Origin of the sequence: Microcoleus sp. K5-D4 (assembly GCF_036704575.1) — a bacterium.
In the GTDB taxonomy this organism is placed as follows: domain Bacteria; phylum Cyanobacteriota; class Cyanobacteriia; order Cyanobacteriales; family Microcoleaceae; genus Microcoleus.
Genome location: NZ_JAUBSD010000073.1, coordinates 16,825 through 38,374 on the forward strand (window position 1 = coordinate 16,825; position 21,550 = coordinate 38,374).

The 21,550-nt window shown below is 46.7% G+C and carries 18 protein-coding genes; 11 read left to right on the top strand and 7 right to left on the bottom strand.

The window, feature by feature from the left end; translation table 11 throughout:
• Positions 1-87: 87 nt before the first annotated feature.
• From QUA77_RS20730 to QUA77_RS20745, 4 genes are all read right to left on the bottom strand, one after another.
• Positions 88-1,587 carry a methyltransferase gene (locus QUA77_RS20730; RefSeq protein ID WP_333452197.1) on the bottom strand — a complete coding sequence of 500 codons (1,500 nt, stop codon included), beginning with the start codon at positions 1,585-1,587 and terminating at the stop codon, positions 88-90.
• Positions 1,588-1,602: 15 nt separating this feature from the next.
• Positions 1,603-3,015, bottom strand: coding sequence for an ABC transporter ATP-binding protein (locus QUA77_RS20735; RefSeq protein ID WP_333452198.1), 1,413 nt, complete (start codon positions 3,013-3,015; stop codon positions 1,603-1,605).
• A 134-nt stretch (positions 3,016-3,149) separates the two neighbouring features.
• Entirely contained in the window at positions 3,150-4,001 is an 852-nt protein-coding gene (locus QUA77_RS20740) for an ABC transporter permease (protein ID WP_333452218.1), read from the bottom strand.
• 181 nt (positions 4,002-4,182) lie between these two features.
• Positions 4,183-4,722 (bottom strand): hypothetical protein, encoded by a 540-nt coding sequence (locus QUA77_RS20745; protein ID WP_333452200.1) that lies wholly within the window; start codon positions 4,720-4,722, stop codon positions 4,183-4,185.
• A 71-nt stretch (positions 4,723-4,793) separates the two neighbouring features.
• On the opposite strand from QUA77_RS20745, the gene ruvB reads away from it, so the two are divergent.
• Positions 4,794-5,891: a Holliday junction branch migration DNA helicase RuvB gene (gene ruvB / locus QUA77_RS20750; protein WP_333452202.1), complete on the top strand. Its 1,098-nt coding sequence runs from the start codon at positions 4,794-4,796 to the stop codon at positions 5,889-5,891.
• 136 nt (positions 5,892-6,027) lie between these two features.
• Here ruvB and QUA77_RS20755 read toward each other — a convergent pair whose 3' ends face one another.
• A complete protein-coding gene (locus QUA77_RS20755; RefSeq protein ID WP_333452203.1) occupies positions 6,028-7,359 on the bottom strand; it encodes a TAXI family TRAP transporter solute-binding subunit in 1,332 nt (443 codons plus the stop codon).
• A complete protein-coding gene (locus QUA77_RS20760; RefSeq protein ID WP_333452205.1) occupies positions 7,359-7,562 on the bottom strand; it encodes a hypothetical protein in 204 nt (67 codons plus the stop codon). Before QUA77_RS20760 ends, QUA77_RS20755 begins: the two co-directional genes overlap by 1 nt.
• Here QUA77_RS20760 and recN point away from each other — a divergent pair.
• The 10 genes from recN (at position 7,561) to QUA77_RS20810 (ending at position 20,750) form a co-directional block, all read left to right on the top strand.
• Positions 7,561-9,318, top strand: coding sequence for a DNA repair protein RecN (recN, locus tag QUA77_RS20765; RefSeq protein WP_333452206.1), 1,758 nt, complete (start codon positions 7,561-7,563; stop codon positions 9,316-9,318). The genes QUA77_RS20760 and recN overlap by 2 nt on opposite strands.
• 601 nt (positions 9,319-9,919) lie before the next feature.
• Positions 9,920-13,105 (top strand): GAF domain-containing protein, encoded by a 3,186-nt coding sequence (locus tag QUA77_RS20770; protein ID WP_333040884.1) that lies wholly within the window; start codon positions 9,920-9,922, stop codon positions 13,103-13,105.
• 453 nt (positions 13,106-13,558) lie between these two features.
• Positions 13,559-14,107 (top strand): inorganic pyrophosphatase, encoded by a 549-nt coding sequence (locus QUA77_RS20775; RefSeq protein ID WP_333040883.1) that lies wholly within the window; start codon positions 13,559-13,561, stop codon positions 14,105-14,107.
• A gap of 156 nt (positions 14,108-14,263) precedes the next feature.
• Positions 14,264-15,607, top strand: a complete 1,344-nt coding sequence (locus QUA77_RS20780) for a serine/threonine-protein kinase (RefSeq protein WP_333452208.1) — start codon at positions 14,264-14,266, stop codon at positions 15,605-15,607.
• 19 nt (positions 15,608-15,626) lie between these two features.
• Positions 15,627-16,991 (top strand): serine/threonine-protein kinase, encoded by a 1,365-nt coding sequence (locus QUA77_RS20785; RefSeq protein WP_333452209.1) that lies wholly within the window; start codon positions 15,627-15,629, stop codon positions 16,989-16,991.
• 270 nt (positions 16,992-17,261) lie between these two features.
• Positions 17,262-17,774, top strand: a complete 513-nt coding sequence (locus QUA77_RS20790; protein WP_006634582.1) for an inorganic diphosphatase — start codon at positions 17,262-17,264, stop codon at positions 17,772-17,774.
• Positions 17,775-17,977: 203 nt separating this feature from the next.
• Positions 17,978-18,124, top strand: coding sequence for a hypothetical protein (locus tag QUA77_RS20795; protein WP_333452211.1), 147 nt, complete (start codon positions 17,978-17,980; stop codon positions 18,122-18,124).
• Between the two features lie 176 nt (positions 18,125-18,300).
• Positions 18,301-19,209 carry an MBL fold metallo-hydrolase gene (locus QUA77_RS20800; RefSeq protein ID WP_333452212.1) on the top strand — a complete coding sequence of 303 codons (909 nt, stop codon included), beginning with the start codon at positions 18,301-18,303 and terminating at the stop codon, positions 19,207-19,209.
• A gap of 20 nt (positions 19,210-19,229) precedes the next feature.
• Positions 19,230-19,796, top strand: coding sequence for a diheme cytochrome C (locus QUA77_RS20805; RefSeq protein ID WP_333040877.1), 567 nt, complete (start codon positions 19,230-19,232; stop codon positions 19,794-19,796).
• Between the two features lie 396 nt (positions 19,797-20,192).
• On the top strand, positions 20,193-20,750 hold the full coding sequence (locus QUA77_RS20810; RefSeq protein WP_333452214.1) for an HPP family protein: 558 nt from the start codon (positions 20,193-20,195) through the stop codon (positions 20,748-20,750).
• A 144-nt stretch (positions 20,751-20,894) separates the two neighbouring features.
• Here QUA77_RS20810 and QUA77_RS20815 read toward each other — a convergent pair.
• Positions 20,895-21,550 (bottom strand): phosphodiester glycosidase family protein (locus tag QUA77_RS20815; RefSeq protein WP_333452216.1); only part of this gene is annotated, 656 nt, incomplete at its 5' end.

Sequence of the window (21,550 nt, forward strand, 5' to 3'; positions counted from 1 at the left end):
AACAATAAAAACCGACGGTTTGCTGTCATTTGTACTCACAATTTCTCTCCCTTGCCCTAATTCCCACACCCAAATTACTTGCTATCGCTACTCTCCCGCTAAGCCCAGGGACCGCCTGACTTGAAACCACGCGCTTCGGATCTTCCAGAACTTGCTGCTTTCCATTGCCAAAACCCGACACTTCGCTTGCTCTAGTTCTTGCTGGAGATTAATTAGCTGATTTTCTGTTTTCTCCAACTGTGTTTGCACAGATACTAACTGGTTTTGAGTTTGCTCCAACTGCGTTTGAGCTAAAACTAATTCAGTTTGAGTTTCTTCCAACTTCGTTTGAGTAATCATTAACTTACTTTGGCTTTGCTCCCATTCTATCTTAGCCGAAGCTAACTGAGTTTCGAGTAATTTGAGTTTTGTCTGAGTAGACCCCAACAAAGACTGCGATTGTCTTTGGTTAACCAGCGATTTAACAGTGCAACTTTCCAGAATCCATTCCAAACCGTATTTATTGATAGCTTTAACTATTAACACATCCTCCAGCGCCACGGTGTTTTTTGGTAAATAACACCTCCAACCCGACTGCAAAGCCCCATCAGTTTGAAAATATCCAGCAACATCCGGGCGATCGTAAAAAGGTTCGCACCTCTGTACAACCTCGCCGTTTACCACCACTTGCAGCTCCTCAACTCGACCGTCGAGATTCACATCAGCTACCCATCCTTCTAGATACAAATTTTCCTTATTCGTAAAAGCAGCAACATCAATATATCCTTCCGGGTGATGAGTGAATTTCAACTCCGAAAAATCTCTAACTAGCTTATTTGTGACAACATACAAATCCTGAAATCTGCAGATGCCTTTTTTGATGCGGTGAACAAAAGCTTTGCCTCCGCTAACTCGCTCGACACATTCTCTCACAAACTTTTCAGTTACATAAGTTGTGCCGTATTCCTCCTTATCTAAAGACTGGCTTTCGCTGTTGGCGCTGAACAAAATACCGTTGGCCGGCATTTCTACATGAGGGGCCCGCAAACACTCATCGTGAACGCTAAACATCAAAATGCCGTTAGCAGTCAACAAATTGTACAAGTTTTGCAGCCAACTCGTAAAAGTTCTTTCCGGCATATGGCTGAAAAAAGAATTAGCCAGAATGCAGTCAAACTTTCGGTCAATTAAATAATTTTCTGGTTTTCCCGTCGAGACAATACCGCTGACGCCCAAGTATTCAGTTTGAAACTTGACCGCGTTAGCATAAATATCAGAAACCCAAATTCGTTCCGGCGGCATTTCCTGAACCAAAAACCGCGTAAATCTACCGTAACCGCAGGCAAAATCTAGAAAAGACGGTACATTTTCAAAACTGCCAAAATGCCATTCCACAACTTGTTTAACCGTATCCAAGATGCGACGCCCGATCGAATAATAGCGCACCAAAGCCCGATCGCGATCGTCTTTGACGTTGTTCAAACTGAACAAATACATTTCATCGTCTTGGCAGATATTCAGTTTAAAATTTTCAGGGAACTTAGTTTGATCTTGAATAAATGCTTTGATTACGGGATTTTCAACTAAATCTAAATTGATATCGTTCATTGTTCTTACAGAATTTTAGATAACCTCTGTTGACTGCTCTTTCACTAGAGTATCAGCATTAACAACAGTTAAACACGGTTCGATCAGCAAGTCAACGATGCCGTTACCGCAGGACTCAGTACAAGACTGAACTCTAAACATCGCCACATCAACGCACCGATCCAGATAAGTTAAATCTCCATCTACCGTTCCCACAACCCCAGCATTCAGAAAATAAACACCGGGATTCAGCAAACATTTAAAATGAAACTTCACTACAATTGTCGTTCCCGCTTCTACATACCTAACTGACTGAGTAGAAGCCTTCAAAGAAGCACCCGCCAACTCAAAACCGCTAATTGTTTTAATCAACATTCCAAACCTAACTTTGGAAGTTGACCGCGAGAAAGTGACAGAGTAAGTGTAAATATAATCTTGACGACCGAGCAAGTGATTTACCACATTTCCCTTCAGCGTCTCGATGTGGGGGTTGATAATTTCCGCTCCGCGAGACGGATACCTTACCGTATTCGACGGTATCATCCCCGGATCGTAAAATTCATCGTAATATTCCTGGGGTTTGGAGAGATGTTGCTCCGGTTTAACTTCCCTCTTTGTGCTTTCTAAATTAGCATCCTGAAGGTGGTCTTGACTTTCCTGTTTTGTTAGTTGGTTCAGAGCTCGAATATCTGACTTCAACCCCAGAACCTGATCCGGATCGGCGTAAATCAGCTTTTGATACTTAGAAATTACCACCTTCGGCGTGTGAGCGAGCAGCAATTCACCGCTATCCATTAAAATCGCTGACGTACAAAGTTGCACCACAGAAGTAGCAGCGTGAGAAACAAATAAAATGGTTCCGCCACCTTCCTGAATGCTTTGCAAGCGGGCAAAACACTTGCGTTGAAAAGCTTCGTCGCCCACCGAAAGCGCCTCGTCAACCACCAAAATATCTGGCTCGACGCTAGTCGCAACGGCAAAAGCTAGCCTGACAAACATACCGCTAGAATAAGTTTTGACTGGCTGTTCAATGAAATCGCCAATATCAGCAAAAGCAGCTATATCGTCAAACTTTTCTTCAGTTTCTTTTTGATTGAATCCCAGTAACTGAGCGTTAAAAAACACATTTTGTCGCCCGGTAAATTCCGGGTTAAACCCGCTTCCGAGTTCTAACAAAGCGGAGACTCGCCCTTTCACATCGACGCTTCCTGCGGTAGGAGTCAGCGTCCCCACAATTATTTGCAGGAGAGTGCTTTTCCCCGAACCGTTGCGACCGACGATTCCCAGAGTTTGTCCTTGAGGAATTTCCAGATTGATGTCGTGTAGGGCCCAAAATTCGTCAGCCAGTTTTTTGCTGGGGTAAATAATTTCCTTTAAACGGTCTCCTGGACGATCGTACCGCTTAAAGCATTTGGAAACATTTTTTAGTGAAATTACATTTTCTGTCATTGGCGGCAGTCAATCGATTTTAGATTTTAGATTTTAGATTTTAGATTGACTTCAAATCTCAAACATATTTACAGCACAATCGATTTTAGATTTTAGATTTTAGATTTTAGATTGACTGTAAATCTCCAACAAATTTACAGCACGTCAGCAAAAGCGGGACGCAAACGCCGGTAAACCGCCAAACCTCCACAAAATATAGCAGCAGAAATTAGCGTGGCGACACCCCATTCGCCCCAATGCTTAACTTCTCCAAGCAGTATGAGGTCTCGATAAACCTCCGAGATGGCGGCCATTGGATTCAGCCAAAATATCCACGCTCGCCACTCTTGGGGGATGATTGATGCTGGGTAGACGATCGGCGTCAAATAAAACCAAAAATTCAGAATAACACCTAATGTCTGAGGAATGTCTCGCAAAAATACAGTCAAGCCCGCTGTCAAATATCCCAAACCAGCAGTTATCAGCAACTGAGGCACCCACACCAGCGGCAGCAAGCATAAAGTAGCGTTGAGCTTTTGCGACGACACTACTACTATCACAATCAAAGCTGCCAAACCCAGAGAACTTTCAAGAAAAGCTGTAAAAATCGGCACTAGGGGTAGCAAACCGAGAGGAAATACCACTTTTTTCACTAAATTCGGCTGCCCCACCACGGATACTCCCGACTTGATCAAACCGCTGGTGAAGGCACTCCAAGGCAGCAAACCTGCAAACAGCCAGACTCCAAATGTAATGTCGCTGTTTTCTGGGAAGCCTGCAAGGCTGAGCTTTACCTTGAGGACGATCGAAAATACGTATGTGTAAATCACCAATTGCGATAGCTGATTCAGCAGCGGCCACAAATTGCCCAGAATCGAGCCTTTGTATTGAGCTTCCAAGTCCCGGCGCACCAATGTTGCCAGCAGATTCAGCTTCGCCCACCGCCGGGGCGTATTTGCCGGCCGCCGGCCGCCCAGCCTTCGGACCTTTTGGGCAACTCCTTTCACAGTTCTCTGCAATTTTTTCGCCCTCGTTCACTAGCTTCACACCTAAATCAACTCAAGCTACAATTATGCAGCTTTTGTTAAACCGCAATTATTCCACAGCCCCGCCGCTTTGATCAAGGATCTGCCACCCTGGCTTGGGCTTCTTCGTTCTTTCTTCTTTCCCCTTCCTTCGGAGGTTATTTTAGCCGATCACCGATCGAACTGCCGAACCCATCGCTAGTTTTTGCTCGTCATCGTAGCCCCACCGCTGGAAAAACTTTTCATACTTGCCGTTGGCAGTCTGCAAACTTTCTAGCATTTGCGACGCTATAGTTTGACAGGCTGGCATTTGCAGCATTTGAATTAAATTGCGCGATCGCTCCTGCACTCTAGCAGAATCGGCCGCCATTTCCTCCTTTTGCTGGCGCGAATGATGTACAACCATTGCCGCCGACATCGCCAAATTTTTCACCAGCAGTTCTGCTACGATCTCAGGAGCCGATCGCAGCGCCTCGACTACTCCGGGTGACGGGTGATCTGCCTCCTGTCGATCGTCCGTTAGATAGGTGACAAAAAACCCCCTAGCACCGTTCGGTGTTTTCACCAGAGATGTAACAGCTTGCTGGATGTCGGCTTGTAAAAGTCGATTAGCCTCAATGAACGACAGTAAAGATTGAGTCAGCTCGATCGCCCCCTCAAAAGTTATGCTTTCCGATGCTAATAAAGAAGATGGAATACTCATAACGAACTCAATAATTTTAAAGATTCTGCTAACAATTGTAAACACTTCCCGCTGCCCGATCGCAAATAAATATGGCTATTATCTCCTCCAAACAACAGCCCCCCGACCCAAATCTACCCGAAGACATAGCCCCAGCCCGTCGCAAAAAAGTCGCCAAACCCCAGGCGGAATCTTTGCTAGAATCGCAAGAACTACCCGACGAAATCAACAGCAAACAAGACGACAAAATCCGACCCCAGCGTTTAGCTGAATACATCGGACAAAAAGACTTGAGAGAAGTTTTGGCGATCGCAATTGCAGCCGCCAAATCTCGCGGCGAACCGATGGATCACCTGTTACTCTACGGGCCTCCAGGGTTGGGAAAAACCACAATGTCGCTAATTCTAGCAGCAGAAATGGAAGTTGAATGCAAAATCACCACCGCCCCAGCTTTAGAAAAACCGCGAGATATTGTCGGATTGCTGATCAACCTCAAAGCAGGCGACGTGCTGTTTATCGACGAAATTCACCGCTTATCTAAAGTTACAGAAGAAATCCTCTATCCGGCGATGGAAGACTGTCGGTTAGATATTACGATCGGTCAAGGCAAAAGCGCCAAAATCCGCAGCATTCCCCTGAAACCATTTACCTTAGTAGGAGCAACCACAAAAGTCGGGTCGCTGACATCTCCATTGCGCGATCGCTTCGGCTTGATCCAAAGATTGCGCTACTACGAAATAGACGAACTTAGTCTAATTGTCCAAAGAAGTGCCCAAGTTCTCGACACTCAAATCACCCCAGAAGGAGCCACAGAAATTGCGCGCCGAGCTCGCGGAACGCCCCGGATCGCTAACCGCTTGCTGCGACGAGTTAGAGACTACAGCGAAGTCAAAAAATTAAAGCCAATTAATGGCGAAGTTGCCTCAGTTGCCCTCGAACTGTTCAACGTCGATCCGCTAGGTTTGGATTGGACTGATCGATGCCTTTTGACAGCAATGATCGAAAACTTTAACGGCGGCCCGGTTGGTTTAGAAACTCTCGCAGCTTCCACAGGAGAAGACACTCAAACAATTGAGGATGTATACGAACCGTACTTAATGCAAATTGGATTTTTGCAGCGCACAAGTCGGGGCCGAATTGCCACAGCCGCTGCTTGGAAACACTTAGGCTTTATTGGCTCAAAGGAGTAGAAATTGCTGAATTACGCAGCCATTCCGTTTGTAGTTGCGCTTTAGGACTTGAGCTCAACTACAAACTTTGGGGCGCAAAGAGCGCAACTACCAACCTCCAGGCGCAAAGAGCGCAAATGCCAACGAGGAATATAAATTAAATCTCCCGCTCTTTGGTAAGAGTGGCATCAGATTCTACACAATTGGAAACAAACTGCACATTCCGCAGCATTTTTTCTCGCTCCCCTGCAATCTTAATCGCAGTTTCCCAAGTAAAAGTAAAAGATTGAAAAGATTCTGAATCAATCCGATCTTCATCCAAATCCACAATCACTTGATTAAAAATATCAAATAACTCAGCCTGCAACCGATCGATTTCTTCCAAAGCTTTCGCTTGGCGAATTTGTTGGATCAAACTTAAAATATCCAAATTAAATTTATCAGCTCGATTTTTTTGTTTCTGCAAAAAGCGCGATCGCAACTGCCAAAGCCAAGAAGCCAAAAGAGTGCCGATGGACACAAATAAACCGATAGCATCAGAATTAGCAGCAACAAAATCCGGCTTTTCTCGATCGTAATAAGCCTGAGCCCCCTCATGAACGGGCAAAGACAAACTCCCGCTGCCTCCCGGCTGACTAATCATAGCTCCCAGGGAATTAGCAGCTACCAAGTTGCGGCGGTAATCGAACAAAATTCGCGTAATTTCCTTGACGATTATCGGATCTAGATCCTCCCCAGCCAGCAGATTAGCCTGCACTCCAACGCTGGGTAAATCCGCATCGGGAACCGCAGGATCTGCCTTGTAAGTACCTTTAGGAATCACATCAGCTTCCAGATAAGGTACTTTAATTCTCATCGCAGCTCCTTGGTCAATCGGCACCAACTTGCCCCGGGTATTTTGCAACAAATCCCTAACAACATCGCTCCCCGGAGGTAGCACCCTAAAAATAGCATCAACCTCGCCGCTAGCAAACAACTTAGTAGCATCATCCCAAGAGCCAGCAGTAAATTTAAAATCGCTTTCTTTCAAACCGTAATGTTTGCTTACCAACCAAAAAGAAGTGTAAGAACCGCTGCCTTCAGCCATCAGCGCAATATTTTTTCCCTGCAAATCAGCAACATTTTGAATACCCGACTTTTCGGAAACAATTAAGTGAAAAACCTCCTTAAACAAAGCAGCCACTACCCTCGCCGAAGGCCCCCCCTCTGTATTGTTCTGCACGATCGCTAACTGCACCTCATTTGCCTCAATCCGGCGCATATTTTCCTCAGCACCTTGACTCTCAATAACTCGAATTCGCAAACGCGGATTTTGTTGCGTAACTACCTCAGCAATTGCCTGCCCGAAAGGATAATAATTCCCGCTTTTCGTTCCAGTCGCAAGGGTTAATTCATGGACTCGCTGCTTGTCTTGGTGCAGATTCCACCCAAAAGCTCCAATCAAGACAACACTTAATAGAGCAATGGGAAACAGAAATTTATTTTGCATTAAGGTTGAGACTCCATCAATAATGGCAAAATCAAAAGTATTCTAGTTAAAAATGAAAATGGGACTCGGGAAATTCGACGCGCCCGATAGTGGAGGAGCCAATGCCCGATGCCCTGTTTGGCCGATGCCCGATGCCCAATTCCCAATTCCCAATTCCCAATTCCCAATTCCCAATTCCCAATTCCCAATCCCCCATCTTCCATGTTAATATCCCTCAGAATAGAAAACTTTGCCTTAATTGACTGCCTGGATCTAGAATTTGGCCCGAGTTTGAACGTATTTACAGGGGAAACCGGGGCCGGCAAATCGATTATCCTAGATGCGATCGATGCAGTGTTGGGCGGAAAAGTCGATCGCAGATCGATTCGCACCGGAGCAGCGCGGGCAATATTGGAAGCTACCTTTGAATTGGACAAAGCCGCAGCTTTGTGGCTGGGCGAGCAAGAAATCGAACCCATAGACGGAAATTTAGCCGTTTGCAGCCGGGAAATTAACGCATCAAGCGGTGCTCTACGCACCAGATCCCGCTTGAACGGAATTCTCGTCAACCGCCAGTTAATGGATCAACTGCGCGATCGGCTGGTCGAAATTACCGCCCAAGGCCAAACCGTCCACCTCGGACAAGAAACCCTCCAGCGAGAGTGGCTCGATTTATACGGCGGCAAAAAGCTCACTGAAGCGCGATCGATCATCGCCTCCGCGTGGCTGGGAGCCAACAACGCCAAAACAGCCCTCAAACGCAGGCGTCAGTCGGAACAGCAGCGACTGCAAAGACTTGATTTGTTAGAATACCAAGTCCGAGAACTCGGCGAAGCCCATATCGAAGACGCCGACGAACTTGAACAGCTAGAACACGAATCAATCCGGCTGGGCCACGTCGTCGAATTGCAGCAGCAGAGTTACCAAGTCCACCAAGCCCTGTACCAAAACGATGGCGACAGCGCATCAGCCGCCGACTTGTTGAGCAAGGCCGAAGTAATTTTAAGCGACATGGCGGTTTACGATGTGCAATTGCAACCAATCCTAGAAATGGTCAGCGATGCTTTAGCTCAAGCCACAGAAGCCAGCCGGCAAATTAGCAGCTACGGCGAACAATTAGAAGCAGATCCCGAAAGACTAGAAGAAGTAGAAGATCGGATTCGGGAACTCAAACAAATTTGTCGCAAATACGGGCCGCTCAAAGAAGCGATCGCCTACTACCAAAGCATCCAAAACGAACTAAATGAACTTTTAGAAGGAGGCGAGTCAATGGAAGCCTTAGAACTCGCATATCAGAACGCTTTAGAGCAATTAAAAGACGCTTGCAACCACCTCACCAACCTGCGACGCGAAGCAGCCCTCAAACTAGAAACGCACCTCGTAGGAGAACTTAAGCCGTTAGCAATGGAAAAAGTGCAATTTCAAGTCGAGATCTCGCCTTCTACCCCAACCGCTACGGGTGCCGATCAAATCGCCTTTTGTTTCAGCCCCAATCCGGGCGAACCCCTGCAACCTCTGGGCGCGATCGCCTCCGGGGGAGAAATGAGCCGCTTTCTACTCGCCATCAAAGCTTGTTTTTCCCAAATAGAAAGTGCCGGTACGCTGATTTTTGACGAAATCGACGCCGGAGTCTCCGGAAGAGTCGCCGGGGCGATCGCCAAAAAACTCTACCAACTTTCCGACAAACACCAAGTTCTCTGCGTCACCCACCAGCCGCTGGTCGCCGCGATGGCTGATTTTCATTTTCGCGTCAACAAACAGACGATCGAAGCAGAACCAAGTATCGACGAACCCGCAGCCAACTCCGAACCAATGGAACGTACAGTAGTCAGAGTTGCCGCTCTCAACAGTGAGCAGCGGCGGGAAGAACTCGCCCAACTCGCCAGCGGCCGCTCGGCAACAGAAGCCATCGCCTTCGCCGAATCCCTGCTTGTCGAAGCCGCCGGATTGCGCCAAACTCAGTCGTCGGCCCAACCCTGATCGGACCCTCAAGCCGATCGGGGGGGTCAAAAGGCGGAGTTTTTTCCGAGTCGGAGGTTACACTAAAAATATCAACCGCAAATTTTACAAAAAAAAGCTGAAAACCCTGTGAATTTAGTGGGATAAAAGCTAAGAGCAGCCAAATAGAGAGAAATTCTAGTTAAAAACCACAATTGTGTAGAGAAGGGCACACATCACTAGCAACTGGTAGTGTCACAATTGCGGCTAGTCCCACAAAGCCACCCCTCTTTCAGCAGTCCTCCCCCCAGTACGCATTCATGTTCCTGCGGGCGATCGGCTCAAAGAGCGGCAGAAATTACTTAAACCAGGCAAGCACAATGTCAAAATCAGTTAATAAACCATTTAAACAAAATTCGCGATCTCTAAAAAGATTGCAGCACTCCCACAGCCTCGTTACTATCCCACCCTCCGTTCAGCAGCAAGGTCAACTGAATTTCCCTTGCCTTGTGGCCGGAGTTCTGTAAACTGGGAAATACTTTCACACATACTTGAGTCTTGTGCGACAAGTGACTCACTAATCAACTTCCCCGCTCTCTTCGCTTAGAGACTAACCCTTACACTTAAGCTTCTGTAAAGGTCTATGAAATCTGCATCTTCCACCAATTACTCTTCTCTGGACAACGTGATTGATGTCGCTGTTGTCGGCGGTGAAAATCATCATCAGGAACATTATTCTGCCCCAGAAATTAGGAGCAGTGCAATTATCCCGCGCCAAGGAAACCTTTCCGGCATTCTCGACCTTCTAAATAAGCAAAGTTTCACAGTAGTAGTTAAGGAAGTAGAAGACAAACTTAAGGTTGTCAATCAAACCCTGGGAATGCTCGACAATATCCTGGAGAGCGAGGGATTTGATGCCATACTCAACGAGATGTTGCAGTCGATTACCCTCAAAACAGGGGAATTGCTGAATGCCGCTCGCAGCACGATATTTTTATTAGACGAAGAAAAAAATGAACTCTGGGCGATCGTCGCTAAAGACGAAAATGGCAAAAGTCTAGAGCTCCGATTTCCCGCCCATGTGGGCATTGCGGGAGAAGTAGCCACTGAAAAAAAAGTGGTGAACATTCCTTATGATTTTTATAACGACCCCCGCTCGACTAACGCAAAAAAAACTGACAAAGAAACAGGATATCGCACTTATACAATGCTGGCGATGCCCCTGATCAACGAAGAAACAGGAGAGTTAGTAGCAGTAGTTCAACTGATTAATAAACTCAAACCCAACCACGAACATTATGGTACTTTAGAATCACAGATTGATAAGGCAGGATTTACTCAAGAAGACGAACAAGTTTTTCGAGAATTTGCCCCGTCGATTCGCCTAATTCTAGAATCGTCCAAATCTTTCTACGCAGCAACTCAAAGACAGCGGGCCGCGACAGCGCTGATGAACGCCGTCAACGCTCTTTCTCAGAGCAGTTTAGACTTAGAAGATACCCTCAAGCGGGTGATGGATCAGGCTAAAGAACTGATGCAAGCCGATCGCAGCACCTTGTGGCTGATAGATGAAGACAGAAATCAACTCTGGACAAAAATGCTCATTGGCGGTAAACTTCAAGACGTTCACATACCCAGAACGGCTGGTTTTGCAGGTATTGTTGCCCAATCCGGCCAACCGCTGCTGATTCCCTTTGACGTGTACGACGACCCCCGCGCCGAAACTTCCAAAGAAACAGACAAAAAAACTGGCTACCGCACTTGCAGTATGCTTTGTATGCCAGTATTTAACTCGGACAAAAAATTGATTGGCGTCACCCAATTAGTGAATAAAAAACGACAAGGAGAATTCCCGCCCTACAACCCGGAAGATTGGCCGCACGCCCCCGATCAGTGGAAAGCGAGTTTCAATCGCAATGACATGGAATTTATGAAGGCGTTTAACATCCAAGCAGGAGTGGCGCTGCAAAACGCCAAACTGTTTGCAGAAGTCAAACAGCAAGAACAAAGACAAAAAGATATGCTGCACGCCCTGACTAACGGCGTGATTTCTACAGATAAAAAAGGCAATATAGTAGCGACCAATCCCAGTGCCAAAAAATTACTGGGTGTCAGCGATGCAGAATTAGCCGAAGGTCAATCTTTGCGCGAGTTAATTAAGTTAGAAAAAGGCGATTTTGCCAAATGGTTTGATGCGTCTTTGTCTCCCGAAGACAATCAGGACCGCCAGCAGTATTACCCAGATCAAGTTTTGCTTTCCTTTGAAGGAGAAGCGCAGAGTATCAATCTCTCAATTAATTCAATGACTGACGCTACCGACCCCAACAAGGTCAACGGCGCGTTAGTCGTCATGGAAGATATTAGCAGCGCCAAGCAAATCAAAAACTTGATGTACCGTTACATGACTCCAGAAGTAGCCGAAGCTTTGTTAGCTTCAGGGGATACTGGATTGGGCGGTAAGCGCAAAAACGTTTCGGTGCTGTTCTCAGACATTCGCAGCTATACCACACTTACGGAAAAATTGCAAGCCGAAGAAGTGGTAGTGATGCTCAACAAATATTTTGAAGTGATGGTAGATGTCGTATTCGAGTACGGTGGGACTCTCGACAAATACATCGGCGACGCTCTGATGGCAGTTTTTGGCTCTCCAGCACCCTTAGAGGATCATGCTTGGTGCGCCATGCAAACGGCAGTTAAAATGCGGGAAAAACTGGCTGAGTTTAATCGAGATCGCGTGGCACATGGGGAATTGCCGATCGGCATCGGTATGGGCGTACATTCCGATGAAGTTGTCAGCGGCAACATCGGTAGTAGCAAACGCATGGAATTGACTTCGATCGGAGACGGCGTAAACCTCGCCTCTCGCTTAGAAGGCGCCAGCAAGCAGTACGGCACCGACTTGATCATCAGCGACAATACTTACAGAGATTATGCCGATCGGCTGTACGTGCGAGAACTCGACTTTATTACTGTAAAAGGCAAAAGCGAACCCGTAATCGTTTACGAACTCGTCGGCATCCGCGAGGGATATTCGCCAGTGGGCAAGTCACTAACCGAAACACAGCAACAAATTATAGAACATTACACCAAGGGGCGCGAACATTACAAAGCTCCAGTCACCCAAAGACTCTCAGAAAGTGAGGTGAAAAACATCTTAAAGGAGGTCGCCTCCATGCCAGAGGCAGAGATTAAGAAACTGCCCAGCAATTTTGTAGATCAACAGTTGGAACACGAGCTCAAGAACCTGTTATATCAACTGAAAAAGCTGTCAGAGTACGACCCCAAAAACCTGTCCGAAGCAGACAAACTCATCGTACTGTTGCAGACAGAAATCCAACTGCTGAAATTTGAAGGCATCAAAAACCTCTCGGAAGACGAAGCCAAAATGCTGCTGCAAGCAAAAATCAAGCCCCTATCAGCAGACGATATTAAATACTTGCAAGAAGGCGATGTCAAAAAGCTGTTGGAAGCAGACATCTTAGAACCATCAAATCCTCAAATCAAGCGGCTGAAACCTGCCGAGATCAGGCAGCTATTGCAGGCGAAAATTAAAAGTCGGGCCTCCGAGACAGTTGCAGAAATGTTAGATGAGGAATTTGAAAACCTGGGACTCGATCGGGTGAAAAAACTGCTGAGCGAGTTTAAGAAAGCCTTAGAACCAAAAGCCAAGCAAGCCTTTAAAGACGCTGAACGCGAATTTGACGCCGTTCTGAAAGTTGACCCGAAAAACAAGGCAGCTAAATTGCACATCGATCGCTGTATGTTATTTCAACATGGGTTTTCAGACGTACTCAACTGGGATGGTGTGTGGAATCTCACAGAAAAATAGCACTAGCCCACAGCAAATGCTGGCCGTGGCGTCAGGGTTCGGGGCGGGGGCGATCGCGATCGGGGGTGCGCCTCCCATCCCACCACCAATTAACCTAAATATCCTATTGAGGTAATCGTAAATAAGCTCCAACAGGTATTATGGTTATATAACCGGATTTGAATTTGCAAGCGAGATGCCGGGGTTTCGCCCTAGGTGTTTCGGTCGCACTACCTACCGCAACAAACTTAGCACTTCTATTATTTGAAGCGCTTAAAAATAGTTAGGACTGGCAGCAGCGTTACCCGGTTTCTGAGAAAAATCTTGGAGAAAGCCGACGAAACATCCGCTCAAAAACCGGGTTTCTCACCCCGCCCACGTAAGTCTTAATAGCGTTAGTGGCTCCTAAAAAGAGCTTCCTTCGCAGATAATCAATGTTCTAGTCTTAGATATAGAAAACCACTAGCGTCAGTTATGAATAATTGGAATTCGCAATCGGGAGATGTTGAGTGGGTAGATCAGGTTTACCAACTATTGCTGGAGATTGCTCGGAGCTCCCTGTCAGATATCCCCAGAATCCCGGAAAATATCACTGTTAAGGCTATCCCTCTGATCCAGAAGGTACAAAGCATTCAACAAAGACCTGATGGGCAAGTGTTCAAATCTGGTTCCTTTTCAGTAAACGATCACGAATGGGTCGATCGAGTCTGTCAACTATTGGTAGAACTAACCAGCGCGTCTTTGTCGGAACAGCCAAAAATGCCGGAAAACCTTGCAGGCAGATCTTTAGCCCTCGCCGATAGAGCACAAAAAATTAAAGAAGATATCGAAGAAAATGCAGCCCAAACCCCAGCAGATGAAGATGAAAATTCCTTACAGTCTCCAGACGAGCTGCTTTCCCTCTTGCACCACAGTTTGAAAACTCAGCGCGCCAAAAGCTACAACCCCGATGCCCCCGAATGGCAGCAAGTCTTGAGTCTGCTCGACGTAGTGCAGTCACTTTACAAGCAAATCCAAAATTAAATTTAAGCTTAACTCAGGCGGGTCTTGATCGTGCGATCGCTGGCTCTTAAAGGCGGTTGCTCTTTGACAGAATTTTTTTTTCCGTAGCCCGAAGATTTCCGATTATTGCACTTTTGTCAACTACACTAGGTTTAATCGGTTCTAGGGCAAGAGAACATGAGCGGACAAAACATCGGCGATTTGTCAAAAGAAATATTAGCCGATCGCTATCAGTGCGATCGGCGGCTCGGCAAGCAAGCAGGACGGCAAACTTTACTCGCCCGCGACTTAAAAACGCAACAGCAAGTAGTAGTCAAACTCCTCTCATTCAGCAGCGACTTTAACTGGGAAGACTTAAAACTGTTCGAGCGAGAAGTCGAAACCTTAAAATCCCTATCCCATCCTGCAATTCCCCGATATCTAGACTCCTTTGAAATCGACACGCCCAACCGCAAAGGATTCGCCCTAGTTCAGACTTACATCGAAGCCAAATCCCTACAAGAATATCTTTCAGACGGCCGCAGCTTCAGCGAAAGCGAAGTCAAACAATTAGCCACAGCATTATTAGACATCCTCGCATACCTGCATCAGCGACAGCCCCCCGTGATTCACCGCGACATTAAGCCCAGCAATATTTTACTCAAGAATCGATCGGGCAACAGCGTCGGGGAAGTCTACCTAGTCGATTTCGGTGCAGTTCAAACCCTAGCAACCCAACAAGGAAAAACAGTCACCGTTGTCGGAACATACGGCTATATGCCGCCCGAACAATTTGGCGGGAGGGCGGTTCCCGCTTCCGACTTGTACGGCTTGGGAGCAACATTAATCGCCTTAATTACCAAGCAGCATCCTGCCGATTTACCGCAACAAGATTTGCAGATTGAATTCGAGCAATTCAGCCAACTGAGTCCAGGTTTTACCAATTGGCTGAAGTGGATGACTCATCCGAGTTTAGAACGCCGTCCCACCTCAGCCCAGATCGCAAAAGAAGTTCTAGACAAACCACAGCAAATAAATAAATATTCCCAAACATTGAGAATGGGGAAAATTGTGAGCAGCGGCAGGTTGTTCGCAACTGCGATTTGGCGCAGCACTGGGACAGGAGCTATAGCTGTAGGAATTTGTGCAGCATTTTACGCTACCTTTCTGTTGCCCATTCTGGGGACAGTTGCAGGAGGAATCCTCGGCCTTTTTCTCGGCGCAATGCTGGGTTTGGAGAACGGAATTATCATCTCACTTGTGACGATAGTGTGGTTTTTTCCCCTAACTAATCCCCAGCTTCACCGACAGGTTTTAACTGCGATAGGTATGGCAATCTGTACTTTTACAAGCATCCTCTTTATGAAAACGCTCGGTTTGGAGTCTCTTTTTTTTGACCCTTGGGACGATACGTTTAGTTATGTACCCTCATTGACTGATTATATTTTTGTAGTTGTGGCACCATCGCTCATTGCAGGGCTGTCAATGGGGATAGGTAGCAAGTCTTTTGCCCGGTGGTATCAAAAAGAAAGTGGACTTTAATTTAAATTAATAGAAAAAAATGACTGGCAAAATATTAGCAGAACGCTACGAAATGCAGCAGCAACTGGGAAAAAAAACTGGTCGCCAAACACTGCTAGCTCGCGATTTGGAAACTCAAGAATTAGTTGTCATCAAACAGCTATTGCTCGGCAGCGATTTTGAATGGCAAGACATCAAGCTATTTGAACGGGAAGCGGAAACTTTAAAAACGCTTTCTCACCCCGCAATTCCCCGCTACCTCGATTACCTGGAAATTGACGAACCAGACAGTAAAGGATTTGCCTTGGTACAGACTTATGTAGGGGGAAAAACTTTAGAAGAGCATTTGCGAGCGGGCCGTAATTTTAGCGAAAGCGAGGTAAAAGAATTAGCTAAATCGCTGTTAGAAATTTTGATTTATTTGCACGAGCGCAATCCCCCTGTCATCCACCGCGATATTAAACCCAGCAATATTTTACTGCACAACAGATCCGGTCACACTGTCGGACAAGTTTATTTAGTTGATTTCGGTTCGGTGCAGAACCAAGCTGCAAAATTTGGCGGCACGATTACAGTAGTGGGAACCTACGGATATATGGCGCCGGAACAATTTGGCGGGCGATCCGTTCCGGCTTCGGATTTGTACGGTTTGGGTGCGACTTTAATTTATTTGGTAACGGGTTTGCATCCCACCGAACTGTCGCAGCAGGATTTAAAAATTCTATTTGCCGATCGGGTAACGCAACTAAATCCTAATTTAATTGATTGGTTGGAGTGGATGACAGAACCGAGTTTGGAAAAACGGTTGTCTTCGGCTGGGGAAGCATGGAACTCGCTCGCAAATCCCCGCGAGATATCCAAAAGTATTATGCCCGTGCAGCCGCGAGCCAGCGATATTAAATTAACGAAAAATTCGGATTTTATAGAGATTGTAATTCCTCCACATGGATTCGCTTTTGATTGGATTTCCATACTTTCGGGTGCGGTTGCTGCGAGTATCGCATTGTGGACTAATTATTACAAAATTTCGATAAATCCATTGGTTTTGAGGATGATGTCAGGAAGTTTATTAGTAGCGACTGGAGTAATGTCGATCTTTGCACTATTTCGGGAATTGCATCTGGTAATCGATCGCCAACAAATATCCTATAGCAGCCATCTGCTGGGGCTGAGATGGAATCATTTTCAGCCAGCTCCCAGGCAGCACATTAGGCAGTTGGAAATTGAAAAAGTTGGATACAAAGTTTCTCACATAATTATTAAAGTCGGCAAACAAAAATATCGACTAGGAGTGAAACAGGGACTAAGTGAATCAGAAATCGAGTGGTTAGCGACAGAACTAAGCCAGTGGTTGGGATTGAAAATTCAAATAACTTTGACAGACGGTAAAAAGAATATACGGTAAAAAGAATATATCGATGTGAAAATATCTGTCGCTCGCCAAAACAAAGCATTACCCTTTCAATCTGTGGGATGCGTCCCGCCCCTCCGGTGTATTTTCCCCGCAGGCGGGACACCCCACAAGCCTCATCCTCAAATTGTGTAACCCCGATCGCACTCGTCCGCTTTTGGTCAATCTCATGCAGCCGAAAGGCCCGATCGCCCGTAAAATGCTATCAAAGGGATTTGGCAAGTAGCACTCATCCCAATCATCTGTTAACTTGGAGATATTGTTGTGGACTTATCGCTAATTCCGGCCCAGCCGAAACCAGGACTGCTCAACGTCCTCATCGAAATTACCGCCGGTAGCAAAAACAAGTACGAATTTGATAAAGACTTACAAGCCTTTGCTCTCGATCGGGTGCTTTCTTCCTCAGTCCAATATCCGTGCGACTACGGCTTCATACCCAATACCTTAGCCGATGATGGCGACCCCCTCGACGGCATGGTGATGATGGATGAGCCCACATTTCCAGGGTGCATAATCGCAGCCCGTCCGATCGGAATGCTGGAAATGATCGACGGAGGCGACAGGGACGAAAAACTTTTGTGCGTTCCCGACAAAGACCCCCGCTATGCTCACTATAAGTCCCTCAAAGACGTAGCCCCCCACCGCTTGGACGAAATAGCCGAATTTTTTAGAACCTACAAAAATTTGGAGAAAAAAGTCACGGAAATTCTGGGTTGGCAAGATGTCGATCAAGTCATGCCCTTAGTGGAAAAGTGCATCGCAGCCGATCGCAAATAAAGCCCTAGCCCGCACTCCTCGACTGCAACTCGACTAAAAACTCAGGGGGCCGAACTTAAGGCAATGCTGCACGTGAGGCGATGCAGTCGAGGAACGGGTAGCTAGAAGGCTAAATCCGTCGTTAATGCCGAGTCACCGGAACGGCATTCCTGAAAACCCCGTCCCGGCCCCAATCTTGAAAAAAATACTACTCCTAGAGTAAGATGAAGCGCAAATTCTACCCCAGGGGAATGGGTTCTACGTTTGAGGAAATTTTACCCGAACAACTCTGGTTAGGCGCTATCTTAATCTCAGAACACAGAACCCGCCGGGCAGCCCGCATGATGCAAAAAATAATCTCTCAAGCGTGACATCTCCTACACGAATCGGTAAGGTTGATAGTTCTAACAGCCCAAGTATTAGGCACTCGAATAGTTTCCCGATCAAGGGCTTTATTATAGTACAGATTGCTAATCACTAAAAAGTAAAAACTAAGATTTCAACTCCCAAGTTCCTGCCGCCGTTCCTGCCGCCAAAGCTAAAAAAAATGCCAGATTCCGCACCCTCTCTACCCAATCCACAGCCTTCCGATCACAAAGCCACTATGGAAAATAGTCCTTTGACCGAGTTTGTCGTTCAGTTTTGGGGCGTGCGGGGCAGTATCGCAACCCCCGGCACCAAAACACTGCGCTACGGAGGCAACACCTCCTGTGTAGAAATGCGCTTGGGCAAAAAACGCCTGATTTTTGACGGCGGTACGGGCCTGCGAGTTCTGGGTCTAAACTTGCTGCGGCAAATGCCGGTGGAAGCCCATATGTTTTTCAGCCACACTCACTGGGATCACATTCAAGGCTTTCCGTTCTTTACTCCCGCCTTTATCCCAGGGAACTGCTTTCACATTTACGGTGCGATCGCCCCCAACGGCACTACCATCAAACACCGTCTTGCCGACCAAATGCTGCACCCCAATTTTCCCGTCCCCATCCAAGTGATGCAGTCAGACCTCAAATTCAACGATTTGACGCCTGGGGATATTCTCGAACTCGACGATGTGAAAATAGAAACGGCGCTGCTCAACCATCCTAATACGGCGATCGGATATCGAGTCACCTGGGAGGGACACACGGCCGTCTACTGCACCGATACAGAACATTTTCCCGATCGCCTAGACGACAATGTGGTACACCTAGCTCGCAACGCCGACGTGCTGATTTATGACGCCAACTACACCAACGAAGAGTATTACGACTTCAAAACCCCGAAAGTCGGCTGGGGACACTCGACTTGGCAAGCAGGAGTAGAAATAGCCAAAGCTGCTGGAGTCAAAAAAATCGTGATGTTTCACCACGATCCGGGTCACGACGACAATTTTCTCGATCGTACAGAAGCAGAGGTGCAGGCAGCGTTCGCCAATAGCTGCTTAGCCCGCGAAGGCATGAGTATACCCGTGATTTAACCAAAAATAAATTCAGAATTATGAAACAGGAAAAACCCCGCAAACGTCGCAGAGTAGGCTTGCGGGGGCTTTACTCAACGTTGCTAGTGTTGATAATTATTTGCTGTACCTGCGGCGGATGGGTTGCAGCTCAGACTGCCTACTCTCGCACTCCCGCGCGACTTGCTCAGGTGTCTTCGATCGAGGATACTGGTACGGTCGATCGCATTCCCGAACGCTACCAACTCGGACAGCAACTGTACCTAGAAAACTGCGCTACCTGTCACATCGCTTTACCGCCGCAAGTCTTACCTACAGAAACTTGGCGCCGATTGCTGCAAGATTCCCAACACTACGGACAAACCATCAAACTGCTAGTAGACCCGCCCCGCCTGCTAGTGTGGAACTACCTGCAAACTTTTTCGCGTCCCCAAGCCAAAGACGAAGAACTCACCTACCGAGTCGCGAGTTCTCGCTATTTCAAAGCACTGCACCCCAAAGTCAAAATGTCGCAACCCGCAAATATCAGCAGTTGCGTTACTTGTCACCCCGGCGCATCTCAATACAATTTCCGCAAGCTTACCGCCGAGTGGGAAAACTCTCCGTAGCAAAGATTAAGTTCGTAATTATATCCGAGTGCGATCGTCTCGCACTAACCAGAAAACGGCGATCGCATTCTGACCTAGAGACTTATCTCAAAGTGTGGGTGCGATCTTTCCATTCATTCTTACTGGGCATCGCACCTTACAAATAACCTTTGGCTTTACCCTCATCAATAACTCTGACGGCTAACGGTGAAGTTGTGCGACTGCCGATAACGTCTGTTGCCAAACCGACCAAACTTGCTAGTGGGTTCCCAGCGAGTGGTTAGCTGCTGCTTGGGTGGCATACAAGTAAAAAATCTGTGCCTTTAGCTACTTTTTGAGCAATTGTTATGATATCTTAACTTTACCGGAGGCTAGTTCCGACAATTTAAGAAGCCTGGTTATCAAGTAACCTAATTTATGATTGACAGTAAAAAAATTCGACTGAAATGGGAAAGTTATTGGTTTAAAACCTTTGGGAGATGGCGATCGTGTTCATTGACCTGCCCAGTAGACAGACCTCATCCTCGGCATATTTTTTGGAGTTGGATTGGCAGTTTTTTGGCAATTACTGCAACGTCCTATCTTGCTGTAAAAACTAATTCTCCTTTACTAATGGCTCCGTTTGGTGCTACAAGCGTTCTGATCTTTGGTGTCCCTGACAGCCCTTTGGCTCAACCCCGGAATGTCATTGGGGGCAATTTCTTAGCTGCTCTCACCAGTTTAATGATTCTGCATTTTCTCGGTTCTTCTCCCTGGGCGATGGGAATGGCTGTTTCTACTGCGATCGGAATTATGCAGATTACGCGAACTCTACATCCGCCTTCGGGAGCAGTTGCCTTAGTCGTCATGATGACCAAACCAGACTGGAAATTTTTGCTAACACCTGCTTTTGAGGGCTCAATAATTTTGGTCTTGTGCGCCGTCATCTTTAATAATTTAGCGGCAGAAAGGACGTATCCCCAGCACTGGTTATAGCATTATCTCTAATTCTCTCATCCTTCCCTCGAGAGCACTACCCAAAATCGGGATGCTCCCTCGATTCTGACTTCCATCGGACTTCTTTCTTCCATCGGTTACATCCCGATCGCGTGCTTGGTTGCCGAACTTTCTTCTGCTAGATCAATCAAAAAAAACGGACGGATCGGGGGAAGGTCGAGATCCCTTTTGAAAGCGTTCCCAGGACTCCTTTAGCTGAGCCGGCGCTCGATATTCGCGATCGTAAACCACCAGCACATTCGTCAAATTCCGCCCCGGCGGCAATAAAATCTCCCCTTGATGAGCCAAACCCACCGAAGCGCCCCCGTCCAAATTCATCGCTTCAAAACAGCCGATACTCTGCATAACTTTAGCTTCTGCTTCCAAAGACAAACTATCAAGAAAAGTCACCAAAAATAACTTATCTCTGGAAGCCGGAAAGCCGATCGCCGTTCTCGAACCCACGCCCAAAACATGAGAATCTTTAAAACCTTCCGATAAAGGAGACAGCCAAACTCTCCCCCCTTTAACCAATCTCGGCCCGCAAGTCAGAGAAAACCAATGTTGACTCCAATTCGGCTTACCTTCGATTCTAGCCGTCACCATTTCCAATTGATTTCCCGCTTTAATTCCCAAAGTCGTGCCGTAATTTTCCCATCGGCTATATTTCAGAAACTTACCCGCCGCCACCATATTTCCCAGCACAGATTTCTGATTATCCTTATACCATTTTTTTAAAGATGTGATAGAGATAAAGAATGTAAAATCCACGACCATCCGGTAAGAAAACCAATGACACG